At 67.6% G+C, this 21,540-nt stretch carries 21 protein-coding genes; 10 read left to right on the top strand and 11 right to left on the bottom strand.

Annotation, left to right across the window (positions count from 1 at the left end; translation table 11 throughout):
* Positions 1–23: 23 nt before the first annotated feature.
* Positions 24–623 carry a recombination mediator RecR gene (gene recR / locus BLU38_RS11230; RefSeq protein ID WP_091524515.1) on the top strand — a complete coding sequence of 200 codons (600 nt, stop codon included), beginning with the start codon at positions 24–26 and terminating at the stop codon, positions 621–623.
* Between the two features lie 6 nt (positions 624–629).
* Here recR and BLU38_RS11225 read toward each other — a convergent pair whose 3' ends face one another.
* Positions 630–1,799 (bottom strand): serine/threonine-protein kinase, encoded by a 1,170-nt coding sequence (locus tag BLU38_RS11225; RefSeq protein WP_091524511.1) that lies wholly within the window; start codon positions 1,797–1,799, stop codon positions 630–632.
* 58 nt (positions 1,800–1,857) lie between these two features.
* Here BLU38_RS11225 and BLU38_RS11220 point away from each other — a divergent pair, with 58 nt between their 5' ends.
* On the top strand, positions 1,858–2,439 hold the full coding sequence (locus BLU38_RS11220; RefSeq protein ID WP_091524507.1) for an RNA polymerase sigma factor: 582 nt from the start codon (positions 1,858–1,860) through the stop codon (positions 2,437–2,439).
* A gap of 9 nt (positions 2,440–2,448) precedes the next feature.
* Here BLU38_RS11220 and BLU38_RS11215 read toward each other — a convergent pair whose 3' ends face one another.
* The 6 genes from BLU38_RS11215 to BLU38_RS11190 all read right to left on the bottom strand — a co-directional run bounded on the left by BLU38_RS11215 (position 2,449) and on the right by BLU38_RS11190 (position 8,324).
* The gene (locus BLU38_RS11215; protein WP_091524505.1) at positions 2,449–3,639 is read right to left on the bottom strand and encodes a hypothetical protein; all 1,191 of its coding nucleotides are present in this window, start codon (positions 3,637–3,639) and stop codon (positions 2,449–2,451) included.
* A 272-nt stretch (positions 3,640–3,911) separates the two neighbouring features.
* Complete coding sequence (locus BLU38_RS11210; RefSeq protein WP_091524501.1) at positions 3,912–4,919, bottom strand: Gfo/Idh/MocA family protein; 1,008 nt, start codon at positions 4,917–4,919, stop codon at positions 3,912–3,914.
* Entirely contained in the window at positions 4,912–6,009 is a 1,098-nt protein-coding gene (locus BLU38_RS32350; RefSeq protein ID WP_407939672.1) for a phosphotransferase, read from the bottom strand. The genes BLU38_RS11210 and BLU38_RS32350 overlap by 8 nt, the downstream gene beginning before the upstream one ends.
* 30 nt (positions 6,010–6,039) lie before the next feature.
* Positions 6,040–6,780 (bottom strand): alpha/beta hydrolase, encoded by a 741-nt coding sequence (locus BLU38_RS11200; RefSeq protein ID WP_091524498.1) that lies wholly within the window; start codon positions 6,778–6,780, stop codon positions 6,040–6,042.
* A 205-nt stretch (positions 6,781–6,985) separates the two neighbouring features.
* Entirely contained in the window at positions 6,986–7,672 is a 687-nt protein-coding gene (locus BLU38_RS11195) for a nucleotidyltransferase domain-containing protein (RefSeq protein WP_091524494.1), read from the bottom strand.
* A gap of 4 nt (positions 7,673–7,676) precedes the next feature.
* Positions 7,677–8,324: an ArsR/SmtB family transcription factor gene (locus BLU38_RS11190; protein WP_091524491.1), complete on the bottom strand. Its 648-nt coding sequence runs from the start codon at positions 8,322–8,324 to the stop codon at positions 7,677–7,679.
* Positions 8,325–8,512: 188 nt separating this feature from the next.
* Between BLU38_RS11190 and BLU38_RS11185 the strand changes: the two genes are divergently transcribed.
* The 4 genes from BLU38_RS11185 to BLU38_RS11170 all read left to right on the top strand — a co-directional run bounded on the left by BLU38_RS11185 (position 8,513) and on the right by BLU38_RS11170 (position 11,039).
* Positions 8,513–9,778, top strand: coding sequence for an aspartate kinase (locus BLU38_RS11185; RefSeq protein WP_091524488.1), 1,266 nt, complete (start codon positions 8,513–8,515; stop codon positions 9,776–9,778).
* An 80-nt stretch (positions 9,779–9,858) separates the two neighbouring features.
* On the top strand, positions 9,859–10,302 hold the full coding sequence (locus BLU38_RS11180) for a hypothetical protein (protein WP_157683384.1): 444 nt from the start codon (positions 9,859–9,861) through the stop codon (positions 10,300–10,302).
* Positions 10,303–10,380: 78 nt separating this feature from the next.
* Positions 10,381–10,674, top strand: a complete 294-nt coding sequence (locus tag BLU38_RS11175; protein WP_091524483.1) for a hypothetical protein — start codon at positions 10,381–10,383, stop codon at positions 10,672–10,674.
* Positions 10,671–11,039 carry a hypothetical protein gene (locus BLU38_RS11170; protein WP_091524480.1) on the top strand — a complete coding sequence of 123 codons (369 nt, stop codon included), beginning with the start codon at positions 10,671–10,673 and terminating at the stop codon, positions 11,037–11,039. The genes BLU38_RS11175 and BLU38_RS11170 overlap by 4 nt, the downstream gene beginning before the upstream one ends.
* Here BLU38_RS11170 and BLU38_RS11165 read toward each other — a convergent pair whose 3' ends face one another.
* From BLU38_RS11165 to BLU38_RS11155, 3 genes are read right to left on the bottom strand one after another with little or no spacing between them, the layout of a single operon-like run.
* The gene (locus BLU38_RS11165) at positions 11,040–11,663 is read right to left on the bottom strand and encodes a CoA transferase subunit B (RefSeq protein WP_091524478.1); all 624 of its coding nucleotides are present in this window, start codon (positions 11,661–11,663) and stop codon (positions 11,040–11,042) included. It abuts the gene before it with no gap.
* Entirely contained in the window at positions 11,660–12,460 is an 801-nt protein-coding gene (locus tag BLU38_RS11160; protein ID WP_091524475.1) for a CoA transferase subunit A, read from the bottom strand. The genes BLU38_RS11165 and BLU38_RS11160 overlap by 4 nt, the downstream gene beginning before the upstream one ends.
* A gap of 14 nt (positions 12,461–12,474) precedes the next feature.
* Positions 12,475–13,386, bottom strand: a complete 912-nt coding sequence (locus tag BLU38_RS11155; protein WP_231920292.1) for an SMP-30/gluconolactonase/LRE family protein — start codon at positions 13,384–13,386, stop codon at positions 12,475–12,477.
* An 81-nt stretch (positions 13,387–13,467) separates the two neighbouring features.
* On the opposite strand from BLU38_RS11155, the gene BLU38_RS11150 reads away from it, so the two are divergent.
* The 3 genes from BLU38_RS11150 to BLU38_RS11140 all read left to right on the top strand — a co-directional run bounded on the left by BLU38_RS11150 (position 13,468) and on the right by BLU38_RS11140 (position 18,908).
* A complete protein-coding gene (locus tag BLU38_RS11150) occupies positions 13,468–15,588 on the top strand; it encodes a cytochrome c oxidase assembly protein (protein WP_157683383.1) in 2,121 nt (706 codons plus the stop codon).
* On the top strand, positions 15,585–17,885 hold the full coding sequence (locus BLU38_RS11145) for a heavy metal translocating P-type ATPase (protein ID WP_091524468.1): 2,301 nt from the start codon (positions 15,585–15,587) through the stop codon (positions 17,883–17,885). Before BLU38_RS11150 ends, BLU38_RS11145 begins: the two co-directional genes overlap by 4 nt.
* Positions 17,886–18,005: 120 nt before the next feature.
* Positions 18,006–18,908, top strand: a complete 903-nt coding sequence (locus BLU38_RS11140) for an alpha/beta hydrolase family esterase (protein ID WP_157683382.1) — start codon at positions 18,006–18,008, stop codon at positions 18,906–18,908.
* 177 nt (positions 18,909–19,085) lie between these two features.
* On the opposite strand, the gene BLU38_RS11135 is transcribed toward BLU38_RS11140, so the two are convergent.
* Positions 19,086–19,823 carry an SDR family oxidoreductase gene (locus tag BLU38_RS11135; RefSeq protein ID WP_197680077.1) on the bottom strand — a complete coding sequence of 246 codons (738 nt, stop codon included), beginning with the start codon at positions 19,821–19,823 and terminating at the stop codon, positions 19,086–19,088.
* Between the two features lie 417 nt (positions 19,824–20,240).
* Here BLU38_RS11135 and aspS point away from each other — a divergent pair, with 417 nt between their 5' ends.
* Complete coding sequence (gene aspS, locus BLU38_RS11130) at positions 20,241–21,521, top strand: aspartate--tRNA(Asn) ligase (protein ID WP_231920291.1); 1,281 nt, start codon at positions 20,241–20,243, stop codon at positions 21,519–21,521.
* The last annotated feature ends 19 nt before the right edge of the window (positions 21,522–21,540 follow it).

Below are 21,540 nucleotides of genomic sequence, written 5' to 3'. Positions count from 1 at the left end.
GCGCCGAGGAGATGAGGGGATAGGTGTACGAGGGTCCGGTCCAAGACCTGATCGACGAGCTCGGACGGCTGCCCGGCATCGGGCCGAAGTCTGCGCAACGGATCGCGTTCCACATCCTCGCCGCCGACCCCGACGACATCCGCAAACTGGCCGACATCTTGATCGAAGTCAAGAGCAAGGTGAAGTTCTGCGAGACCTGCTTCAACGTCTCCGAGGACGACCAGTGCCGGATCTGTCGGGATCCGCGTCGCGATCCGGCGTTGATCTGCGTGGTCGAGGAGTCCAAGGACGTGGTGGCGATCGAACGCACCCGCGAGTTCCGCGGCCGCTACCACGTGCTCGGCGGGGCGATCAGTCCGATCGACGGGATCGGCCCGGGTGACCTCAAGATCCGTGAGCTGTGCGAACGGTTGGCCGACGGCACCGTGGTCGAGATCATCCTGGCCACCGACCCCAACCTGGAGGGTGAGGCCACGGCCACCTACCTGAGTCGGCTGTTGCTGCCGATGGGTGTCAAGGTGAGCCGGTTGGCTTCCGGGCTGCCGGTCGGCGGCGACCTCGAGTACGCCGACGAGGTCACCCTGGGGCGGGCCTTCGAGGGCCGCCGCTACGTCAACGCCTGAACCACGTCAACGCGTGAACAGGCTCACCAACACGAACGACAGCAGGAACGCCACCACGATCGCCAGCAGCGCGATCAGCAGCACCCGCCCGGGCCGGAGGTTCGGCCGGCCGCCGTCGGAACTCGGATCACCCGTGTTGTCGGGCTGCGGTGTGCGGCCGGCCTGCGACGGGGTCACGAATTGAGGTGATCCCGGCTGCGGGGTGTGACCTGGCGGTGTCTGGCTCGTCGGGGTATGGCCGGCCGGGGTCGTCCTGCTCTGGCCGAGCTGGGACCGGTCGGGTCCGAAACCTGTCGGGAACTGCGGTGGCGCGCTGCCCGGTTCGGGACCGGACGAGGCCGAACGACCCGGGACCGGCACCGGCTGGCCGGGGCCGAGCACACTGACCTGCAGTGCGTCGGTGAAGTCCACCACCTGGGCCCAGCGCCCCGCCGGATCGGGATCCAACGCGCGCAGCAGCACCGCGTCCACGCCGGGCGGCAGCGGTGTGTGCTGGGACGGCGGGATCGGCGGCTGCCCCTGGGCAACCGACTCCATTCCTTCGCGAACCCGACGGCCGGTGAACATCTGATAGGCGACTGCGCCGAGCGCGTGTACGTCGGCTCGCTGGTCGATGTCACCGCCGGTGGCCTGCTCCGGTGCCATGTAGGCGGGGGTACCGACGATCTGGGTGAGACCGCTGGCATGCAGCATCGCTTTGGCCACCCCGAGATCGGCGACCATCACCCGGGCCCGTCCGTCCGGCGCCGCCCGCAGCAGCAGGTTCTGCGGCTTGATGTCGCGGTGCACCACGCCGTGCCGATGCAACACGTCCAGACCCTGCGCCGCCTGGGACACCAGATCGACCACCATCGGCGGCGGCAGCGGCAGCCCGGGCGCCAGATGATCGGCCAGCGAGCCGCGGTCGGCGTACGACATCACGAAGTACGGCGTACCGTCGGCCTCGCCGATGTCGTAGACCCGGACCACATGGTCGGAGTCGGCCGCCCGCAGGATCCTTGCCTCCTCCAGGAACCGGTCCCGGACGTCATCGCGTTGCGCCCAGTTCTCGGCCAGCGCCTTCACCGCAACCGGTGATCGGAGTTCGTCGTCGTGGTAGAGCCAGACCGTCGCAAAGCCGCCCGCACCGATCCGGTTGATCCGGCGGAGACGTCCGAGCTGCTCTGGGAGTGACACGCAGCGTATTCTGCACGAGCCGCGGTCGGTTTTCCGTCTACGGTCGAAGGGGGATTCGATGAACATCGCCGACAACGTGGGTCAACCGGACCCCGCAGAGGCGGCGGAGCTGGAGGATCTGGCCCGCCGCGCCGCCGCCGGCGAGCCCGTCGTGCTGGACGATCTGCTGGCTCGGATCCTGCCGCAGGTCCGGCGGATCTGCGGTCGGATGCTGATCAATCCCGACGACGCCGAGGAGGCCACCCAGGACGCGATGTTGCTGGTCGCGACCCGGATCGAGTCCTTCGGCGGCCGCAGCCGCTTCAGCACCTGGCTGTACGCCGTCGCCGCCAACAGCGCCCGCAGCACCTATCGCAAGCTCAAGCGACGCGCGACCGAACGCAGTGTCGAGGCGTTCCCGACCTATGCCGATCCGCGGACCACCAGTGTCATTGCCGGCAGTCGGCTGGATCTGCTGGACGCCCTGGAGACGCTCGGAGAGAGCCGGCCGGAGTTGGTCGAACCGTTGGTGCTGCGAGACATCCAGCATCTGGACTATCGGGAGATCGCCGACCTGCTCGACGTGCCGTTGGGCACCGTGAAGTCGCGGATCCACACCGCCCGGCAGACCGTACGGCCGCTGCTCCGGGTGCACGGATAGCGTCCGCGGTCACGGGGTGCCGAGGGTGACCTTCCCCTTCACCTTGTCGACCTTGTCGGCGTTGCCGGCGAGATCCACCCGATAGATCAGCGTCCGCTTCTCGGAGTTGCCGTCGGGATGGGCCAGCACGGTCAGTGTCTGGTCGTCGGCCCAGGCCGCGTCGTAGGTCCATTCCGGGGCGTCGACCATGTAATACGGGGCGCCGGTGCGGGCGTCCAGGATGTCGAATTCGCCGGGACCGTAGCCGTCGGATTGTGCGTCGACGGTGAGCAGCCGGCGGCCGTTCGGTGAGTACGGAGAGACCGTGCTGAGTCGCCGGAAGTCGCAGTTGTGCCACCAGCCGTCGGTGCTCGCCGGCGCGGTGCTCGACGGGCTCGGGGCCAGCGCACCGCCGGACAGGCACTGACCGTCGTTCTCGGTGTCGTCGCCGACCGTGTCGCCGACGGCGTAGCTGCCGTCCGGAGAGGTGTTCGGGCGCTGCACGCCGGGTCCGGCGACCTCGGTGCTGGCGCCGCTGGTGGCGTCGGTCTGCACCAGGTGGGTGCCGTCACTGGCCTCCCAGGCGGTCAGAAAACCGGACCCGGTCGCTTGGACCCACGGTTTGGGTTCGCCGTCGTCCATCACCGGCAGGCCGTCGGCCGTGTCCGGTTCCAGATCCAGATCGGTCAGCTGACGGGTCTTCGGGTCGGCCCGGGTCCAGTTGCCACCATCGCCGTCGGCGGAGAACAGCACCTGACCGTCGGACGTGACGTCCCAGCCGGCACCGATCCGGTCCAGGTCCCAGCTGCTGCCGTCGGGGTAGACGACGGTGCCGACGTAGTCCTCCTGTTCGCCGCCGTCGCTGTCCAGTTGGACGACCAGCCAGCCGTCGCCGAGACGCTGCAGCGAGGACACCGGCCAGGACTTGGTCAGTTCTGGCCGAACGGTGCGGTCGCCGTCGTGGATCCGGTCATCGGCGAAGTAGAACAGCGGCGCCGGTGCCTGCGCGCCCTCGTCGGAGTTGACCGGGGAGCGATGACCGGAGGCGGCATCGGTCGACCCGTCGCCCGCCGGCTGCTCGGTGTCACCCGACGGTGTCGACCCTGCTGAGATGACCGGACCCAGGTGCTGATCGGTCATCGTGGCGGCAACGTACGTCCCGCCGCCGCCGCCGAGCACGGCTGCGGCGACGATCACGGCGACGCCGGTACTGCGTTTCATTCCAACCCCTCGGACACGTGTCGACCCCCTCGACCTCACCTGGTGAGATGCTCACCGACACGATTTGGTTCGTGTCGATTCTTACCGATCTTCCGGCCATCTACGGAGTCGCGTCGGATGCCGGGCAGATATCCACCCGTCGGCGGAGCCGGCCCAGCTTGCGGTCGCACAGGGCCGCCGCCCGGGTCCTGCGCCAGGGGGAGGAGCCAGCGGTCGGCACCCGGTGGTCGGGCAGTCAGCAGTCGCGCAGTCAGCAGGAGGGCAGTCAGGGGTCAGGAGCCGAGAACCGTCTCGTCCTCGGCATGGTGCACGCCGAGCTGCTCGGCGGCATCGTTCAGGATGCGTTGGACGGCGACCGTGTCGTCCAACCCCACCACCGGGCTCTCGATCTCGCCGGCCCGGATCCGTTCGCCGACCTCGATGAACTGATGCGGATAGCCATGACCGAGCGGGGTGCAGTCGATCTCCTCGGGCTCGGCACCCTTGCGGGTCACGATGATCCTGCTCGGGTGATGGAACCGGGGCGGAACGTCGATCCAACCGCCGGTGCCGACGATCCGCGCCGAGCCGGGGGAGGCGTTCTTGATCGAGCCGAGCAAGGTGGCGGCCCGGCCGTCGTCGTAGCCGAGCAGTAGACCGAACTCTGCGTCCACGCCGGTCGGCGCGAGCGAACCGTTGATCATGATCTCCGACGGCGCGCCGAGGATGTGCTGGGCGAACGACACCAGGTAGACACCAAGATCAAGAAGCGCGCCGCCGCCCTGTTTCGGGTCGAACAACCGGTCGGTCGGATCGTACGGGCGGTCGACGCCCAGATCGGCCTGCACCTGACGGACGTCGCCGATCGTACCGTCGGCGATCAGCGCTCGGATCTGTTCGTAGGCAGGAAGGAAGCGGGTCCACATCGCCTCCATCGCGAACACCTTCCGGGTCCGGGCGAGCTCCCGCAACTCCTCGGCCCCCGCCACCGTCGCGGTGAACGTCTTCTCCACCAGCACCGCCTTGCCCGCCTCGATCGCGGCCCGGGCGATCGCCAGGTGCTGCGGGTGCGGCGTGGTGATGTAGATCGCGTCCAGCTCCGGGTCGGTGATCAACTCCCGATAGCTGCCGTAGCTGCGTTCGATGCCGTGCCGATCTGCGAACGCCCGGGCCCGGTCCGCCGAACGGGACCCGACCGCGACCAACTCGGCATCCGGCACCAGGCCGAAGTCACCTGCCTCGGCATCGGCGATCCGACCCGGACCGGCAATTCCCCAACGGATGACTCGTGTATCAGGCACGGGTGGAGCCTAGTTGAAGGTCACGGCGGCGAGACGAGTCCGGCGTTCCGCCCAATTGGGAAAGGTCCAGGCAGCCCGGTGCTGAAATCGCCTTCGGCCGGGACCCTGCTAGCTTCGCGCCAACTTCGTTGCCCGTGCGGCCAATCGCTGAGTGGACTCCAGACTGGAAGGCTGCATCCAACCCTCGTTCAAGGAGCGGCCGCGGCCATCGGCGACCGCCATCCGGAAGTCGAGGCATTCCAGCCATAGTGGCCGCATGTTGAGGATGGACGGAAGCCGGTCGAGTTCGTCGTCGGTGAGTCGGACATGCCGGCAGTAGCCGTGCATGACCGCTGCAACGTTCTGCGAGCCGTTGCGTTCGTCGGCGGTACGCAGCAGCCAGGCCAGTGCGGGCAGTCTGGGCCCACGCCCCGACCCGGCCCAGCCGACGATCGAGATGTTGCCGGGTGTGCCGACGGCTGCCCAGGGATGGTAGTTGCTCTTTCGGCCGTCCCACGTGTGAGCCGTCACCGTGTTCCTCGGCGCCACCGTCCCTGGTGGTCGCGCCGCCTGCCGGGGGAAGGCTATGCAGCTGCCCCAGAAGATTCGCCATCTCCGACCACACCTGCGGTGAGGCGGCACTCGGGCGTCCGCCGTCGATGAGGTCGGTCACGATGATCCCGTTGCCGTCGAGAACGGTGACGGGATCCTGGTGGGCGATCTGTTCGGCGGGGAAGCGGTTGGCAGCGAGGAACTGCAGGACTTCTGCATCGCCCCGGACACGACTGACGCGGTCTGTCGACGAGGAGAAGACCCGCGCAATCCACTGTTGGCCGTCGGTGTGCTTGACGACCAGCGTCGAGGGGTAGTGGCCGGGCCAGGAGCCGGCGGGGCGGGTAGCCGGATCATCGTCGATCGGCAGGATCGAGTAGATCTCGATTCCGTAGTGCCGCTCGAGGTGAGCCTTCAGCGCCGTCTGCTCAAACGGTCGGGAACCGATGAAGGCCTGCCGATTCGCCAACTCCAGATCGGCCCGGGCCTGGGTGTATCGCTGTCCGGTAGCACGGGCACGTTCACGTGCCGCGCGTTTGAAACTGCTCTGCTTGGTCATGACAAGGAGAACCCTCCGCGAGGCGATCGGTCAGTTTCCGAACGCCCACGCCACCATCAGTGGGAATTCTTCTGCCCAGAACGGATCCCCGTGATCACCGGGACGCGCCGTCATCACGATGTCGGCCCCCGCAGCACGCAACGCGTCGGCCCACCGGGTCGCGTTCTCCAGGAACCACGGCTCTTCGGTGCCGCCGAGTAGGTAGGCGCGCGGCAATTTCTCCGGCATGGTCTCCGGTGGCCGATAGCCACCACCTGGAGAGGCGGCGAACACCGCGCCGTAGATGTCGGGATGCCGGATTCCGGTGGCCAGTGCGAGTTCTGCGCCGGCCGACACCCCGCACACCGCGGTGCGGTCAGTGGGCAGCGTGACACCGAAGCGTGACCGCACCCACTGCCGTACGTCCTGGACGAAGAACTGCTCGTGGGCTGCGAAGCGGGCCTTGTCGAAGGACGGTGAATACTCCCCGATGCGCACCATCTCATCGTCGGCATCGGTGCGGTGGGCGCCCACGATCATCGTGGCCGGCACGTCGGCGGCCGCCTCAAGGTATCCGCCCCACTGCGAGATCAGCTGACCGTCACCGGCGAACACGACGGCTTCGGGACGATCGGCCGGAACGTACACCGTGACCTGGCGGCCGCCGTCGTAGTCGAAGGTCTCGGTGACGAGCTCGCCCGCGATCGGGTCGGTCGGAACCGTCACCGGTGCAGCTTCGCGATACTTCCGTCCCGCCGCACGTGCATTGTTCGAACTGTCCTGCTTGGTCATGACAAGCCTCCTCGACATGCCTTCGCCCCCAGCAGCGCGGCACTCGAAACAGGCCCGAAAAATGAAAGTGACAGTGAGGGCAGATTCCCCTTCGCCAACACGAGGATCCGGCTGGGCGGCCCCTCAGAGGCTCGGCGTCAGTCAACGCCAAACTTGATCTTGGCGGAGCAACACGGCCGTGTCAACCATGGCGACACCGAGGCGGCTAGCCGGTGGTGACGAGGTCAAGAGTGCGTAGCCAGGGGTGCTCGGGCCTCAGCAATGCGAGCGTGTGTTCCAGCCATGCTCGACCTCCTGGTTCGAGATAGGGAAGGACGTAGAGGAAGTCGTTGGAATCCTTCAATCGTGGCTCCTCCGCGTCGTTGATCCCCAACGCTTTGTAGATCAGAACCTGTTCTGGACGTAGGTAGGGCACACCGGCGCCGGTGAACTCGATCGATTCGCTCCAGGGCCGGACGATCTCTGGGTGGTTGGCGAGTTCCCAGACTCCGGTGTCGGCGACCCGCATGACGTCCAGGACGAACTTGCCGGTTGATTCGTCGCGGCCGAACGTCTGCTGGTACTTGTCGTAGGCGGTTCCGGCAGTGTCCACCGGCCATTGCCCCTCGGCTCCGGAGACGTAGAAGGTGAGTTCCGGTTCGAGCCGCTGCCGGATCAGCGGAAACGAATCGCGCGGGACGATGATCTCCAGATCTTCGTGTTCACGGTGGACAACGCCGGTGAACAGGTCGAGGGCCCAGCCGCCGACAACACACCACCGGGCATCGATGTCGGCGAGTTTTGCGGCGAGCTGGTGCGGCATCCAGGGATCCCAGTTGCCGGGCCACCAGGGGAGCTGGATCGCCGCTGGCAGCGGCGTCGTGTTCGGTGTGCGTGTGTCGGTACGTCGCATCGAATCAGGTCCCTTCGACGTTCGATGGATCGCGTTGTTGTGCCTGTCCGGACTCGGCCGGGTCCTCGGGGCCGGCGGCCTCGGGTAGTTCTTCGCCGATGGGGAAGCCGGAGGCGTGGAGCAGCACTCGGGCTTGGCCGGGCTGCTTGGTCCGTCCCTCGACCACGCTCCGGATGGCGGCCGAGATCCCGGCACTGACCTGTCGCATCTCGTCTGGTGTGAGCCAGGTGTCGAACGACATCTCGAAGTTGCTCTGCTGCCACACGCTGGGTGCCGTTGGTGCTCTTCGACGCCAAGTCCGGACGTGTTCCTGGTGCGCGGCGTCCACGGCGGCCTGTGCAGCAGCGATCGCGGCAGTTGTCTCGGCGTCGGCGCCGACCGGACTCCAATAGGTGGTGCGATTGCTCAGCTTCCACGGCCGGTTGCGGCCCTGCCCGCCGCCGGCATCTTCGACGTATCCATACCGGGCAAGGGTCCTGAGGTGGAACGAACAACTCTGCGGACTCTCGTCCACGTGTTCACTGACCTGAGTTGCGCTGAGTGGTCCGAACTCGCCGAGCACGTCGAGAATCCGCAGTCGGAGCGGATGCGCCAAGGCACGGATCGTGCGGGCATCGGGTGACGCTGCTGCGGGTCGCTCGTCGATCGGCACGTGTTAAACGTAGTCTTTTAAACGTAGTCTTTCAATAGGTCGGCCCGGCGGGACGGAATCGCGGCCGACGGGCAGTGGCGTCTACAGTGGTCGAAGGGTCGTCCGCGGTGCACATATAAGAATCGGTTCACGACAATATTTCCTGTATGGTGCCCGCGTCGGAGTGTCGAACAGAAGGAGTTCCTCGCGTGGCACGCGTCGTGCAGAAATTTGGCGGTTCGTCGGTTGCTGATGCCGAAAGCATCAAGCGGGTGGCGAAGCGCGTCGTGGCGACGCGGCAGGCCGGGCACGAGGTCGTGGTCGTCATCTCGGCGATGGGTGACACCACCGATGAACTGATGGATCTGGCGATGCAGGTGTCGCCGCAGCCGGCGCCCCGCGAGCTGGACATGCTGCTGACCTCCGGCGAACGGATGAGTGCGGCGCTGCTGGCGATGGCGATCGGCGATCACGGTCTGCAGGCGCGGTCCTTCACCGGGTCACAGGCCGGTGTGATCACCACCGGCACCCACGGCAACGCCCGGATCATCGACATCACGCCGGGCCGGATCGCATCCGCGCTGGAGGGCGGCGACGTGGTGATCGTCGCCGGATTCCAGGGCGTCAGCCAGGACACCAAGGACATCACCACCATCGGTCGCGGTGGCTCGGACACCACAGCGGTCGCGCTGGCCGCGTCGCTCGGTGCGGACTACTGCGAGATCTACACCGACGTCGACGGTGTCTTCACCGCCGACCCGCGGATCGCGCCGAACGCCCGGCGGATCCCCAAGATCAGTTATGAGGAGATGCTGGAGATGGCCGCCTGTGGCGCCAAGATCCTGCATCTGCGGTGTGTGGAGTACGCCCGCCGCGAGCACGTCCCCGTCCACGTCCGTTCCTCCTTCACCACCAAGGAGGGCACCTGGGTTACCGATCTCGAGGAGGGATCCGCCATGGAACAGGCCATCATCTCCGGCGTCGCGCATGATCGCGGCGAGGCCAAGATCACGATCGTCGGCGTGCCGGACCGGGTCGGTGAGGCGGCGCGGATCTTCGAGGCGATCTCCACCATCGAGGTCAACATCGACATGATCGTGCAGAACGTGTCGGCGGTGGCCACCGGCCGGACCGACATCTCCTTCACCCTGCCGAAGACCGACGGCAAGGCCGCGATCGACACCCTGAACGCGCTGAAGGACAGCGTCGGCTTCGAGGATCTGCTCTACGACGACCAGATCGGCAAGGTGTCGGTCGTCGGCGTCGGCATGCGGTCCCACCCCGGCGTCACCGCGAAGTTCTTCGCCTCGCTCTCCGAGGCGCAGGTCAACATCGAGATGATCTCCACCTCCGAGATCCGGATCTCGGTCGTGGTCGACGGCGAGGATGTGGACCGTGCCGTCCGCGCCGCCCACACCGCCTTCGGTCTGGACTCCGAGGACGAGGCCGTCGTCTACGCCGGCACCGGCCGCTGACCCGACCTCGGGGTATCCCCCGTGCTGATCGGGAGGACTGCAGGATCGTGATCGCGGGGTCAGATCAGCAGGGTTGAGGGATGAATTCCTCGACGACGCTCCGAGTCGCCTGCAGTTGTCTCACGCTCGCTGTGATCGCGGGCATCGCCGAATCGGCGGTCGCCGTCATCACCTTCCTGCTGACCACCGGGCTGCCACCCGGGTGGCAGCTCCAGATCGGTGTACGGCTTGCCGTCTATGCCACTGCGTTCGTGCTGATCGCGCTCACCTGGCGCGGGTATCGGGCGACGCGCTGGATCTTGTTGATCTTGCTCGGGGTCCTCGGTACGGCGTCCATGGTGGTGCCGATGGTTGCCGAGGTGGCCACCGGGCACTCGATGCTGGAGGCGCTCGGCGGTGACACGTCGCCGTTGTTCCCGTTCCTTCGGGTGGCGCACATCGCGCTGGTGGTGACCGGGTCGATCGCGCTGCTGACCTATCGTCCGGCGGACACCGAGGAACGAACCCCTGTCGTGGTTCACTGAGCACGCCGATGGTGCAGTCCGATCCAGAAGGGGTGATCAGTGGGGTCGTCCCTGTTGTTCGCAGTCGGGGCTCCTACCGTGTTGCTCCTAGTCTGCGAGATCGTCGCGTTGGTCGTCGTGCTGATCGCCGCCCGCGGTGGGGCTCGCACGCTGGCCGCGATCGGCATCGGAATGTTGATCGTGGTGGGCGTGCTGCAGTCTGCCTATTCCGTCCTGGTGCCGCGGCTGATGCGGAGCCTCGATCTGAGCGCCATCGGTGTCGGCAACCTGAATGCCGGCATCTACACCCTGTTCGCGTTGATCCTGGCGGCAGCGTTGATCCTGATCGCTTTCGGAGCCGCTCGGACGGCCGGCGAACGGCGGCTCGGATGAGTGCCCTGATCGCGTCATTTCCTGTGCTGGTGGAGATCGCCGGTGCGGTGGTCGCTCTGATACTGATCCTGCAACGGACCACCGGACGCTCCCAGACGGCCGGCGTCGTCGGGCTGTTGTTGATCATGCTCGGATTCCTCGGCGCGGTGATCTTCAACCTGGTGATGGGCACCCGACTGCAGCAGGTCGGCACCGATCAGCTGCTGATGGTCATGGGCCTGCAGAACATCGGCCGAACGGTCCTGATCGGTGCCGGCGTGATCCTGTTGGCCGTCAGTGTGGTGCTCGGCCGGCGACGGCCGGTGCCTCAGACGCCGACACCGTACCCGCCGTCGACCAACCTGTACCCGCCGCCGCCTCGCTGATCACAGCGCTGGTTCGGTCTTGCTGCGGATCTCGTCCTCGGTGACATCCGGTGCCAGCTCGACCAGCTTGAGTCCTCCCGGCGTGACGTCGATGACTCCCAGATCGGTGATGATCCGGTTCACCACGCCACGTCCGGTGTAGGGGAGCGAGCACTCGTTGACGATCTTGTACGAGCCGTCCTTGGCGACGTGCTCCATCAGCACGATCACCCGCTTGGCGCCGTGCACCAGGTCCATCGCGCCGCCCATCCCCTTGATCATCTTGCCGGGGATCATCCAGTTGGCGATGTCGCCTCCGACCGAGACCTGCATCGCCCCGAGGATGGCGGCGTCGATCTTGCCGCCCCTGATCATCCCGAACGAGGTCGCCGAGTCGAAGATCGACGCGCCCGGGCGCAGCGTGACGGTCTCCTTGCCGGCGTTGATCAGATCGGGATCCTCCTCACCCTCGTAGGGGTAGGCCCCGACCCCGAGCAGTCCGTTCTCCGACTGCAACACCAACTCGACGTCGTCGGGGACGAAGTTGGGCACCAGGGTCGGCAGCCCGATACCGAGGTTGACGTAGCTGCCGTCGGACAGCTCGGCCGCGGCGCGGGCCGCCATCTGGTCGCGGTTCCAGCTCATGCCGCACCTCCGTCGACCGACGCGGTCGTCGGGCGCGGTCTGGTGGTCCGGCGTTCGATCCGTTTGTCGTTCTGCTGCTCGGTCAGTCCGAGCACGCGATGGACGTAGACGCCGGGGGTGTGGATCTCGGCCGGGTCGAGTTCGCCGGGCTCGACCAGCTCCTCCACCTCGGCGACGGTGAAGCGGGCCGCCATTGCGACCAGCGGGTTGAAATTCTGAGCCGACATCCGATAGATCAGATTGCCGTGCCGGTCACCCTTCCAGGCGTGCACCAGCGCGAAGTCGCAGACCAGTGCCCGTTCGAGCACGAACTCCTGCTGACCGTCTGCCACCTCGAAGGTCCGGGTCTCCTTGGCCGGCGACGACACCGCGACCGCGCCGGCGGCGTCGTAGCGCCAGGGCAGGCCGCCGTCGGCGATCTGGGTGCCGACCCCGGTCGCGGTGTAGAAGGCGGGGATCCCGGAGCCGGCGGCGCGGAGTCGCTCGGCCAACGTGCCCTGTGGGGTCAGCTCGACCTCCACCTCGCCCTCCAGATACTGCCGGGCGAATTCCTTGTTCTCCCCGACGTAGGACGCAACGACGCGCCGAATCCGGTGCTCAGCCAGCAGCATGCCCAGACCCCAGCCGTCGACGCCGCAGTTGTTGGACACCACCTCGAGCCGGTCGACGCCGGTGTCCAACAACTGCTTGATCAAGACATTCGGGACGCCGCAGAGGCCGAACCCGCCGACCCCGATCGTCGACCCCGAGACGATCTCGGCGACCGCCTCATCGGCACTCCGGACCACTTTGTCCATCGTCGACCTACCCTTCAGCTCGGTGAGATTCCGGTGGTGTTGACGCGAACCATGTAGATGGTGGTGGTGGCTGCCAGGAACAGTTGGTTGCGCTTCGGGCCACCGAAGCACAGGTTGGCGGCAACTTCGGGCAGGTGCAGCTTGCCGATCAGCTCCAGTTCAGGGGTGTAGATCCGGGCCCCTTCCTTGGTCGCGGTCCACAGCCGATGCGAGGAGTCGAAGCGGATGCCGTCGGCGCCGCCGGAGTCCTCGATCACCACGTCACCGCCGCTCAGCGTGTCGCCGGCGACGGTGAACCCGCGCAGGTGGCGCCGTTCGGAGTCCACGATCAGCAGTCGGGAGCCGTCCGGCGTGAACGCCAGCCCGTTCGGCCGGTCGAAGTCGTCGGCGACCACGGTCAGTGCGCCGTCCGGCGATGCCCGGTAGACGTGGCAGCCGCCGATCTCGGACTCGGCCTGGAATCCCTCGTAGTCGCTGTCGATCCCGTACGCCGGATCGGTGAACCAGATCGAGCCGTCGGCGGCGACCACGACGTCGTTCGGGCTGTTCAGTTGCTTGCCCTGGTAGCTGTCGGCGATCACGGTGATGCTGCCGTCGTGCTCGGTGCGGGTGACCCGCCGGTTGCCGTGCTCACAGCTGACCAGTCGGCCCTGGGCGTCGACCGTGTGTCCGTTGGTGTAGCCGGCCGGGGAGCGGAAGACGCCGACCTGGTTGGTCACCTCGTCCCAGCGCAGCATCCGATTGTTCGGGATGTCACTGACCACCAGGTAGCGGCCGGCGGCGAAATACGCCGGGCCCTCCAGCCAGGCTCCACCGGTGAACAGGCGCTGCACCATCCGGTCGCCCTTGATGGCGAATCGCTCGTCCAGGGCCTCCCACCGGGTCGGGATCGGATCGGTCAATTCGAGATCTGACGTCGTCGGCACCCCGCCATTATGTCCGTCCCTGTGGTCGGCCTTGTGGCCGGATTCGAGTCGGGTCGCCGAGCGAGCGAGAATGGAGCTGATATGAACGGCGACGAGGGTCAGGTACGGGAGACGACGGGGGAGCGGACGAGCGGGCCGCCGCCCGGCCCGGTGACCCCGAGTACGTCCCAACGCGTGCTGCCGACCAGCACCGCCGGCGTCGTGCTGATTGCGACCGCCGTGCTGCTCGCAGTGGTCGCAGTCGTCGCCGCGCAGGTCTGGCAGGTCGGGCAGCCGCCGTTGCCGGGCCGGATCGAGAACAGCCCGCTGACCGGCTTCATCGCCGGCCCGTTGGAACTGCTGGCCGCGTTGGCCGCCCTCGGGACGGTCGGCTCGCTGCTGGCGGCCGCCTGGGGCTATCGGCGTCCGGCGCGCGGCCAGGCCTGGAAACTCACCGATCGGGAGTACGCCGTCCTCGGCCAGGCCCGCCGGTGGGCGCTGCTCTGGGCGATCAGTGCGATCGTCCTGATCCCGGTGAACGCGGCCGACACCAACGGCGTTCCGCTCGGCTACCTGGCCGGCAGCCTCGGCGACTTCCTCGCCTCGACCCAGACCTCGCAGGCCTGGCTGCTGACCGCGGCTGTCGCCCTGGCAGTCGCTCTCGGCTGCTGGCTGAGCACGACCTGGCGGTGGACGATCGGGATGGTCGTGCTGGCGGTGTTGGCCTCGCTGCCGACCGTCGTCACCGCGCAGGTCTCGGTCGGCGCCGGACACGATCTGGCCACCGACGGTGCGATCTTCTTCACCCTCGCCGTCACCCTCTGGTTCGGAGCCGTCTGGGCGACGCCGGCGACGGCGCGGTCGATCGGGGCCGCGGCGGCGCAGCGCCGTACGCTGCGGATCGGGGCGGTCGCGGTCGGTGTCGCGATCATCGCCCGGCTGGGGATCGGTGCCTTCGAGATGGCCGGACAGTCGTTGCTGGACTGGGGATACGGCATCGGACTGATCGCGTCCATGATCATCTTGGTGCTGCTGGCTGTCCGGCTGGTGCTGCGCTGGCGCCGGGTCTCGGGTTCGTCGGCGGCCGTCGACGGACGGCTGCTGATCGGCAATGCCGTCGACCTGTCCCTGGTGGTGGTCTTCCTCGGTGTGCAGACCGCGCTGCTGCGGTTGGTGCCGCCGCGGTTCCTGGTCCGTCAGACACCGACCGAGAACTACCTCGGCTACAACCTGCCGGATCCGCCACGGGTCACCGAGGCGCTGCTGCCCGGTCGGCCCAATCTGTTGCTGCTGATCACCTCGGCAACGATGATCGGGCTGTATCTGTGGGGTGTGCTGCGGCTGCACCGCAACGGTGACCGGTGGCCGATCAGCCGGACGATCTGCTGGATCGTCGGCTGGCTGCTGGTGGTGATCCTGATCGGGTCCCGGATGTGGACCTATTCCTCGGCGACCTTCAGCTGGCACATGGTCGTGCACATGACCCTCAACATGGGTGCCCCGGCGCTGCTGGTGCTGGGCGGTCCGTTGACGCTGGTGCTGCGCACCACACAGCGCCATGGTGCCGGTGCGGCGGTCGGGCTGCACGATGTCGTCAGCACGGTGCTGAACTGGCGGCTGGTGCAGTTCCTGTTGCACCCGATCCTGGTCTGGGTCTTCTTCGTCGGATCGCTGTACGTGCTGTACTTCTCGCCGCTGTTCGGGATCGCGATGCGCTACCACTGGGCCCACCAGTTGATGGCCGTGCACTTCCTGATCATCGGCTACCTGTTCTACTGGCTGGTGATCGGCGTCGACCGGCCGCCGCGGTCGTTGCCGCACATCGCCAAGCTGGGCTACATCTTCGCCGCGATGCCGTTCCACGCCTTCTTCGCCGTTGCGGTGCTGTCCGGCGGAGCGATCATCGGGGAGAACTTCTACGTATCGCTCGACCTGCCCTGGCTGACCGACCTGGCCGCCCAGCAGCGGGCCGGTGGCCAGGTGACCTGGGCGACCGGTGAGATCCCGCTGTTCATCGTGATCATCGCCCTGGTGGCGCAGTGGTTCGCCCAGGATCAGCGGGAAGCCCGCCGCAAGGATCGGGCGGCCGACAGCGGCCACGACGACTCGTTGGCGGCGTACAACGAGATGCTGGCGGCGCTGGCGGCCCGCGATCGAGCGCAACAGGACCAGGAACGGACCCGAGTTGATCATGATCGGGCATCGGGCGGGGGCGCGTCATGACCAGTACTCCGGAGATCACGTCGGAGACCGACGTGGGGCAGCCGACCCGGGTCGAGCTCGACATCGACGGGATGACCTGTGCTGCCTGTGCCGCGCGGATCGAGAAGAAGCTGAACAAGTTCGACGGCGCCACCGCGATCGTCAACTATGCAACCGATCGTGCGGTCGTGACCGGTCTGCCCGAGTCGGCTACCTCGGATCTGGTGCAGGCGGTCAAGAAGGCCGGCTACTCCGCGACCCCGGTGGCCCGCGGAGAGGATCCGTACGCGACCAGCCGGCCGGACCGGGCGCGGATGCTGTTGATCCGGCTGCTGGTCGCCGCACTGCTGACGTTGCCGTTGGGCAACCTGGCGATCGTGTTGGCCCTGGTGCCGTCGCTACGATTCCCTTACTGGCAATGGGTCTGCGTGGCGCTGGCGATCCCGGTGGTGTTCTGGTGTGCCTGGCCGTTCCACCGGGCGACGCTGCGCAACATCCGACACGGCTCGTTCAGCATGGACACCCTGGTGTCGATCGGCGTCACCGCCGCCTTCGTATGGTCTGTGGTCTCGATCGCGCTCGGACTGGACGACGAACCCGGCTACTGGCTGTTCTGGGGTGCGACACCTGCCGGAGCCGATTCGATCTACCTGGAGGTCGCCGCGGCGGTGACGACCTTCCTGCTCGGCGGCCGCTACTTCGAGGCGCGGGCCCGGCGTTCGGCCGCCGACGTGCTCGGTGCGCTGAACGAGCTCGCAGCCAGCACCGTACGGGTGGTCACCGACGGCGGCGAGTACGTCATCCCGATCGACAAACTCCAACCAGGACAGCAGTTCTCGGTGCGACCGGGCGAGACGATCGCTGCCGACGGCGAGGTGATCAGCGGCAGTTCCGCGGTCGACACCTCGGCGATGACCGGTGAGCCGGTACCGGCCGAGATCGGCACCGGTGCACGGGTGCTCGGCGGCACCATCGCGCTCAGCGGGCGACTGCTGGTGCGCGCCGTCGCGGTCGGCGGCAAGACCCAGCTGGCCCAGATGGCGCAGCTGGCCGAACAGGCACAGGCTCGCAAGGCCCGGGTGCAGCGGCTGGTCGACAAGGTGGTGTCGGTCTTCGTACCGATCGTGCTCGGGATCGCCGTGCTGACCTTCGTCGGTTGGCTGGTCTTCGGCGGCGGACTCCGGGGCGGCTTCAGCGCCGCAGTGTCGGTGTTGATCATCGCCTGTCCGTGTGCGATGGGACTGGCCACACCGACCGCGCTGATGGTCGGCGTCGGCCGCGCCGGCCAGCTCGGAATCGTGATCAAGGGCCCGGAGGCGCTGGAGGCCAGCGGCTCCATCGACACCGTCGTGCTGGACAAGACCGGCACCCTGACCAGCGGCGAGATGACCGTCGAGTCCGTTCTGGCCCTCCAGGGGCCTGAGCTCGTCGAAGGACCGCAGGCCGGCCCCGTCCGCCGACTCGCCGCCGCCGTCGAAACACATTCCGAACACCCGGTCGGACGAGCCATCGCCGCGGGCGTCGACGAGTTGCCGGAGATCGCTGACTTCGAGGCCATGGCCGGGCTCGGCGCCCGCGGGACCGTTGACGATCAGGACGTGCTGATCGGCAGCTCGGCGCTCTTCGCCGAGCGAGGCATCGCGGTCCCCGCGCCGATCCGGGCGGCGGTCGATCGTGCTGAGACCGCGGGGAAGACCGCCGTACTGCTCGCTGTCGACCGTTCCGTCATCGGAACGTTGGTGCTGTCAGACCGGATCAAGCCCTCGGCGGTCGACGCCGTCGCCGCGCTGCGGGATCTGCGGCTCAGCACCGTGCTGCTGACCGGTGACAACGAACGCGCAGCCGAGGCGGTCGGTGCCGAACTCGGTGTCGACCGCGTGATCGCCGGTGTGCTGCCGACGGGAAAGTCCGCGATCATCGAACAGCTGCAGGCCGAGGGGCACCGGGTCGCCATGGTCGGCGACGGCATCAACGACGCCACCGCGCTGGCCACTGCGGATCTCGGACTGGCCGTGTTGAACGGCACCGACATCGCCCTCAAGTCCGCCGACGTGATCTTGGTACGCCGCCACCTCGGCGTGATCGCCGACGCGATCGGACTGGCCCGCAAGACGTTGCGCACCATCCAGGGCAACCTGGTCTGGGCCTTCGCCTACAACATCGCCGCCATCCCGCTGGCCGCCGCCGGCCTGCTCAACCCGCTGATCGCCGGCGCCGCGATGTCACTGTCCAGCGTCTTCGTCGTCACCAATTCGCTGCGGCTCCGCTCCTTCCGACCCCGGTCCGGTCAGAGCACGGCGGACAACGAGGCTCCCTGATCTGGTGGTCCCTGAGCTTGTCGTAGGGCACTGGTGGCGCCGCGCCGCGATGGGTCTGCCGAGCGTTCGGCAGGTGACGAGTGCTCTCCGCGAGGTTGATGCGGGGTTATGGTTTCGTGCATGTCGCTCGGAACCCAGCCCGTCACCGCCGAGGGCGGTAGCGGCCCCGACCTCGAACTGACCGTCGAACATCGCGGCGTGCCGTTCGATGTGCCGGTCTTCGTGCCTGCTGGTGTCGGGCGGCATCCGCTGCTGGTGCTCGACCTGCACAGTAGTCACGGCAATGCGGCCAGTCAGGCCGAGTGCTCACGGCTCGATGCATGGGCCGACCGTCGCGGGTGGGTGATCGCTCGGCCGGAAGGAGTGATCGAGGCCGAGTTGCCGAATGTCGATCGGCTCTGGCTGTGGAATGTGCCGGACGTGCCGACCACCACAGGACTCCGGCCGACGGAGCGGGATCGAGACGATGTCGCGTTCCTCACCGACGTGGTCGACACAGCAGCCGAGCGGTTCGGGACCGGGCGGCGGGCAGCGCTGGTCGGGATGTCCGGCGGCGCCCGGATGGCGAGTGCGTACGCTGCTGCTCGGCCCGACCGGGTCGCCGCGCTTGCCGCGGTCGCCGGCCTGCGAGCAGACGGTGTCGATCAAGGGGCAGCGGCCGACCGGGTGGTGCCGGCGGGCCACCGGCGAGAGCCGGTCCCGGTGCTCGCGATCCACGGCGACGCCGATGACACCAATCCGTGGCAGGGCGGCGCAGGTCCGCGCTGGCAGGCCTCGGTGCCGGCCGCTGTCGACGGGTGGGTCACCGCCAACGATTGTCATCGACCCGGCGTGCAGACCGCGGAGGCCGACCGGGTCACCCGGATCGCCTACGCCGGTACGGATTCGCGGAGCAATGTGACCCTGTATCGGATCGCGGGTGGCGGTCACAGCTGGCCCGGCAGTGCCGAGCCCGATGCCTTCCCGGGGCTGGACGCGACCGCGCTGATCGCTGACTTCTTCAGCCTCCATGCTGGGATCTAGTGGCGCGTTGCTGAAATTTGTTGACGTTTCGCGGCGCCCAGGCACGCACATCGCTGCGTTGGCGATCGCTCGACATACGCCCGGTATGCCTTCGCGACGCCGCCTTGCACTGCACGCACCTGGACACCGCCAAACGTCAACCTATTTCAGCAACACACCACTAGATGCGGACGTTCTTCAGCCAGCGGGCGTTCCCTGGTCGACCGTGCCGACGAAGATGATCTTGTCCGGATCGGTCGCCAGGGCGGCACCGGCGACCGCGTCGGCGAAGTCCTCGATGCTCGGCAGGTAGCCGGCCCGGTCGCGGCGTTCCTCGATCAGGCCGGGCCGGGCCCGGTCCAGCAGCTTGGCGGTGATGGTGCCGTCGATCAGGTCGCCGCTGACCACGACCAGCGAGACGCCACGGGCGGCAAAAGCCGCCTCGCGGTCCAGCAGCGCTCGCTCGCCGGCCTGTTTGCTGGCCGCAACCGGGGCGTACACGGGCAGGGTGGACCCGTCGGAGTAGAAGTGCGCCTCATGGCTGGTGACGAAGACGATCCGTCCGCCGTCGGTCATCCGATCCGCTGCCAACTCGGCGAGCCGGACCTGCGCATCCCGGTTGAGTCGTCGTGCGTAGTCCTCGGCAACATCCCGTTCCAGGCCGCCGCTGGCGTTCAAGATCAACAGATCCAGCCGACCGTACGCCGAGACGGTGCTCTCGATCATGGACCCGACGGCGTCGGCGTCGGTCAGATCCGCACGGGCCGTGAGGGCCCGGCGACCCAGGCCGCGGACCTGTTCGGCGACCGCCTCGGCGCGGGCCTGCTTGTCCCGGTAGTTGATCACCAGATCGACACCTCGGCGGGCCAACTGCACGGCGGTGGCGGCGCCGATGCCGCGGGAGGCGCCGGTGACCAGGGCTGTCCTCGTCGTCATGTTGCTCCTCCTCGGTGCAGGCTGCCCCTTGACGGGCGCAGAGCCGTAGTGCGGAGGATCACGGTAACGCAGCTGCGCTGGACTGCGGGACCGACGGCCGCACAGCGACGAAGCGAACCGACAAATCATTGTCCGGATCGATCGACGGTGGCTTAGGCTGAGCGCAGCGCGTTGACGGAGACGAGTAGTCCAGGACCCGTGAGCCGAGAGAGTCACCGGTTGCTGCGAAGGTGGCCTCACACCCTGGGCGAAGACACTCCTGAGCGGCGGGGAGGAAATGCCCCGCCCGGCCGGCATCCGGTGATCACTGCTGCAAGAGGCCATCCGTCCCGGACGGGTGGCGAAAGTGCGGTGGCACAGCGAGTCACCCTTATCGCCCGCACTCCCAAGGGATCACCAGATGTCCCTGAGGAGGGCATGATGATCCACCTACCACAACCTCGCGTGCTGGCAGCCCAGCTGCCGGACCACGTCGGGGAATCGGTTCAGATCGCCGGCTGGCTGCATCGGCACCGGCAACTCAAATCGATCAGTTTCATGATCATCCGGGACCGCAGCGGTCTCGCCCAGGTCGTTGTCACAGACCCGGCCATCACGTTCGCAGAGGAGTCGGTGCTGCAGGTCCGAGGGATCGTGACCGCAAACACCCAGGCCCCGGGCGGGGTGGAAATCACCGACCCGGAGATCGTGCAACTCGGCGAGGCCGAGCAGCCGCCGCCGTTCGACCTGTATCGCCCGACGGTGCCGGCCGGGCTGCCGGTGATCTTGGATCAAGCCCCGGTGACTCTGCGGCATCAACGGCTGCGGGCCGGTCACGCGCTGGCCGCCGCAGCTGTGGCCGGCTTCCGCGATTCCCTTGACAGACAGGGATTCACCGAGATCCATACCCCCAAGGTCGTGGAATCCGCGACCGAGTCCGGAGCCGGCGTCTTCAGCCTGGACTGGTTCGGTCGGCGGGCCTACCTCGCGCAGTCGCCGCAGTTCTACAAGCAGATCATGGTCGGCGTCTTCGAACGGGTCTACGAGACCGGTCCGGTCTTTCGAGCCGAGCCGCATGACACCGCGCGGCACCTGGCGCAGTACACCAGTCTGGACGCCGAGTTCGGTTTCATCGAGGACCACTCTGACGTGATGATCATGGTCGAGTCGGTGCTGGCCGGCATGCTGTCAGCCGTCCGGGAGCGGACCGCGGAGCTCGAGTTGCTGCAGGCCGAGCTACCCGAGCTGCCGGCGGAGATCCCGCGGATCCATTTCGCCGAGGCAATGCGGATGCTCGGCAAGGATGACGTCGACCTGGCTCCGGTCGACGAACGTGCCCTCGGTGAATGGGCGCTGCGGGAGCACGGCAGCGACTTCGTCTTCGTCACCGGCTATCCGATGGCCAAGCGCCCCTTCTACACCCATCCCGAGGTCGGCCGGGCGGAGTATTCCAACAGCTTCGACCTGCTGTTCCGGGGGTTGGAGTTGATCACCGGTGGCCAGCGTCTGCACCGTCACCAGGACTATCTGCGAGCGCTGGCCGACAACGGCGAGCCGGTCGAGCCGTACGCCGGGTATCTGTCCGCGTTCGCGCACGGGATGCCGCCGCACGGCGGCTTCGCGATCGGGCTGGAACGATTCGTCGCTCGGCTGATCGGCGCTGACAACGTCCGACTGACGACTCTCTTCCCCCGCGACCTGCATCGCCTGGCTCCCTGATCCGGGCACGGGTTGGGTG

Source organism: Microlunatus soli, assembly GCF_900105385.1.
In the GTDB taxonomy this organism is placed as follows: Bacteria; Actinomycetota; Actinomycetes; order Propionibacteriales; family Propionibacteriaceae; genus Microlunatus; species Microlunatus soli.
This window is presented reverse-complemented; position numbering and strand designations above follow the sequence as displayed.

Excerpts from the sequence above, each read along its gene's own strand:
- BLU38_RS11220 (WP_091524507.1), top strand. The coding sequence starts at position 1,858 with ATGAACATCGCCGACAACGTGGGTCAACCGGACCCCGCAGAGGCGGCG.
- BLU38_RS11215 (WP_091524505.1), bottom strand. The coding sequence starts at position 3,639 with ATGAAACGCAGTACCGGCGTCGCCGTGATCGTCGCCGCAGCCGTGCTC.
- BLU38_RS32350 (WP_407939672.1), bottom strand. The coding sequence starts at position 6,009 with ATGACCAAGCAGAGCAGTTTCAAACGCGCGGCACGTGAACGTGCCCGT.
- BLU38_RS11200 (WP_091524498.1), bottom strand. The coding sequence starts at position 6,780 with ATGACCAAGCAGGACAGTTCGAACAATGCACGTGCGGCGGGACGGAAG.
- BLU38_RS11195 (WP_091524494.1), bottom strand. The coding sequence starts at position 7,672 with ATGCGACGTACCGACACACGCACACCGAACACGACGCCGCTGCCAGCG.
- BLU38_RS11180 (WP_157683384.1), top strand. The coding sequence starts at position 9,859 with ATGAATTCCTCGACGACGCTCCGAGTCGCCTGCAGTTGTCTCACGCTC.
- BLU38_RS11170 (WP_091524480.1), top strand. The coding sequence starts at position 10,671 with ATGAGTGCCCTGATCGCGTCATTTCCTGTGCTGGTGGAGATCGCCGGT.
- BLU38_RS11165 (WP_091524478.1), bottom strand. The coding sequence starts at position 11,663 with ATGAGCTGGAACCGCGACCAGATGGCGGCCCGCGCCGCGGCCGAGCTG.
- BLU38_RS11160 (WP_091524475.1), bottom strand. The coding sequence starts at position 12,460 with ATGGACAAAGTGGTCCGGAGTGCCGATGAGGCGGTCGCCGAGATCGTC.
- BLU38_RS11150 (WP_157683383.1), top strand. The coding sequence starts at position 13,468 with ATGAACGGCGACGAGGGTCAGGTACGGGAGACGACGGGGGAGCGGACG.
- BLU38_RS11145 (WP_091524468.1), top strand. The coding sequence starts at position 15,585 with ATGACCAGTACTCCGGAGATCACGTCGGAGACCGACGTGGGGCAGCCG.
- BLU38_RS11140 (WP_157683382.1), top strand. The coding sequence starts at position 18,006 with ATGTCGCTCGGAACCCAGCCCGTCACCGCCGAGGGCGGTAGCGGCCCC.
- BLU38_RS11135 (WP_197680077.1), bottom strand. The coding sequence starts at position 19,823 with ATGACGACGAGGACAGCCCTGGTCACCGGCGCCTCCCGCGGCATCGGC.
- aspS (WP_231920291.1), top strand. The coding sequence starts at position 20,241 with ATGATGATCCACCTACCACAACCTCGCGTGCTGGCAGCCCAGCTGCCG.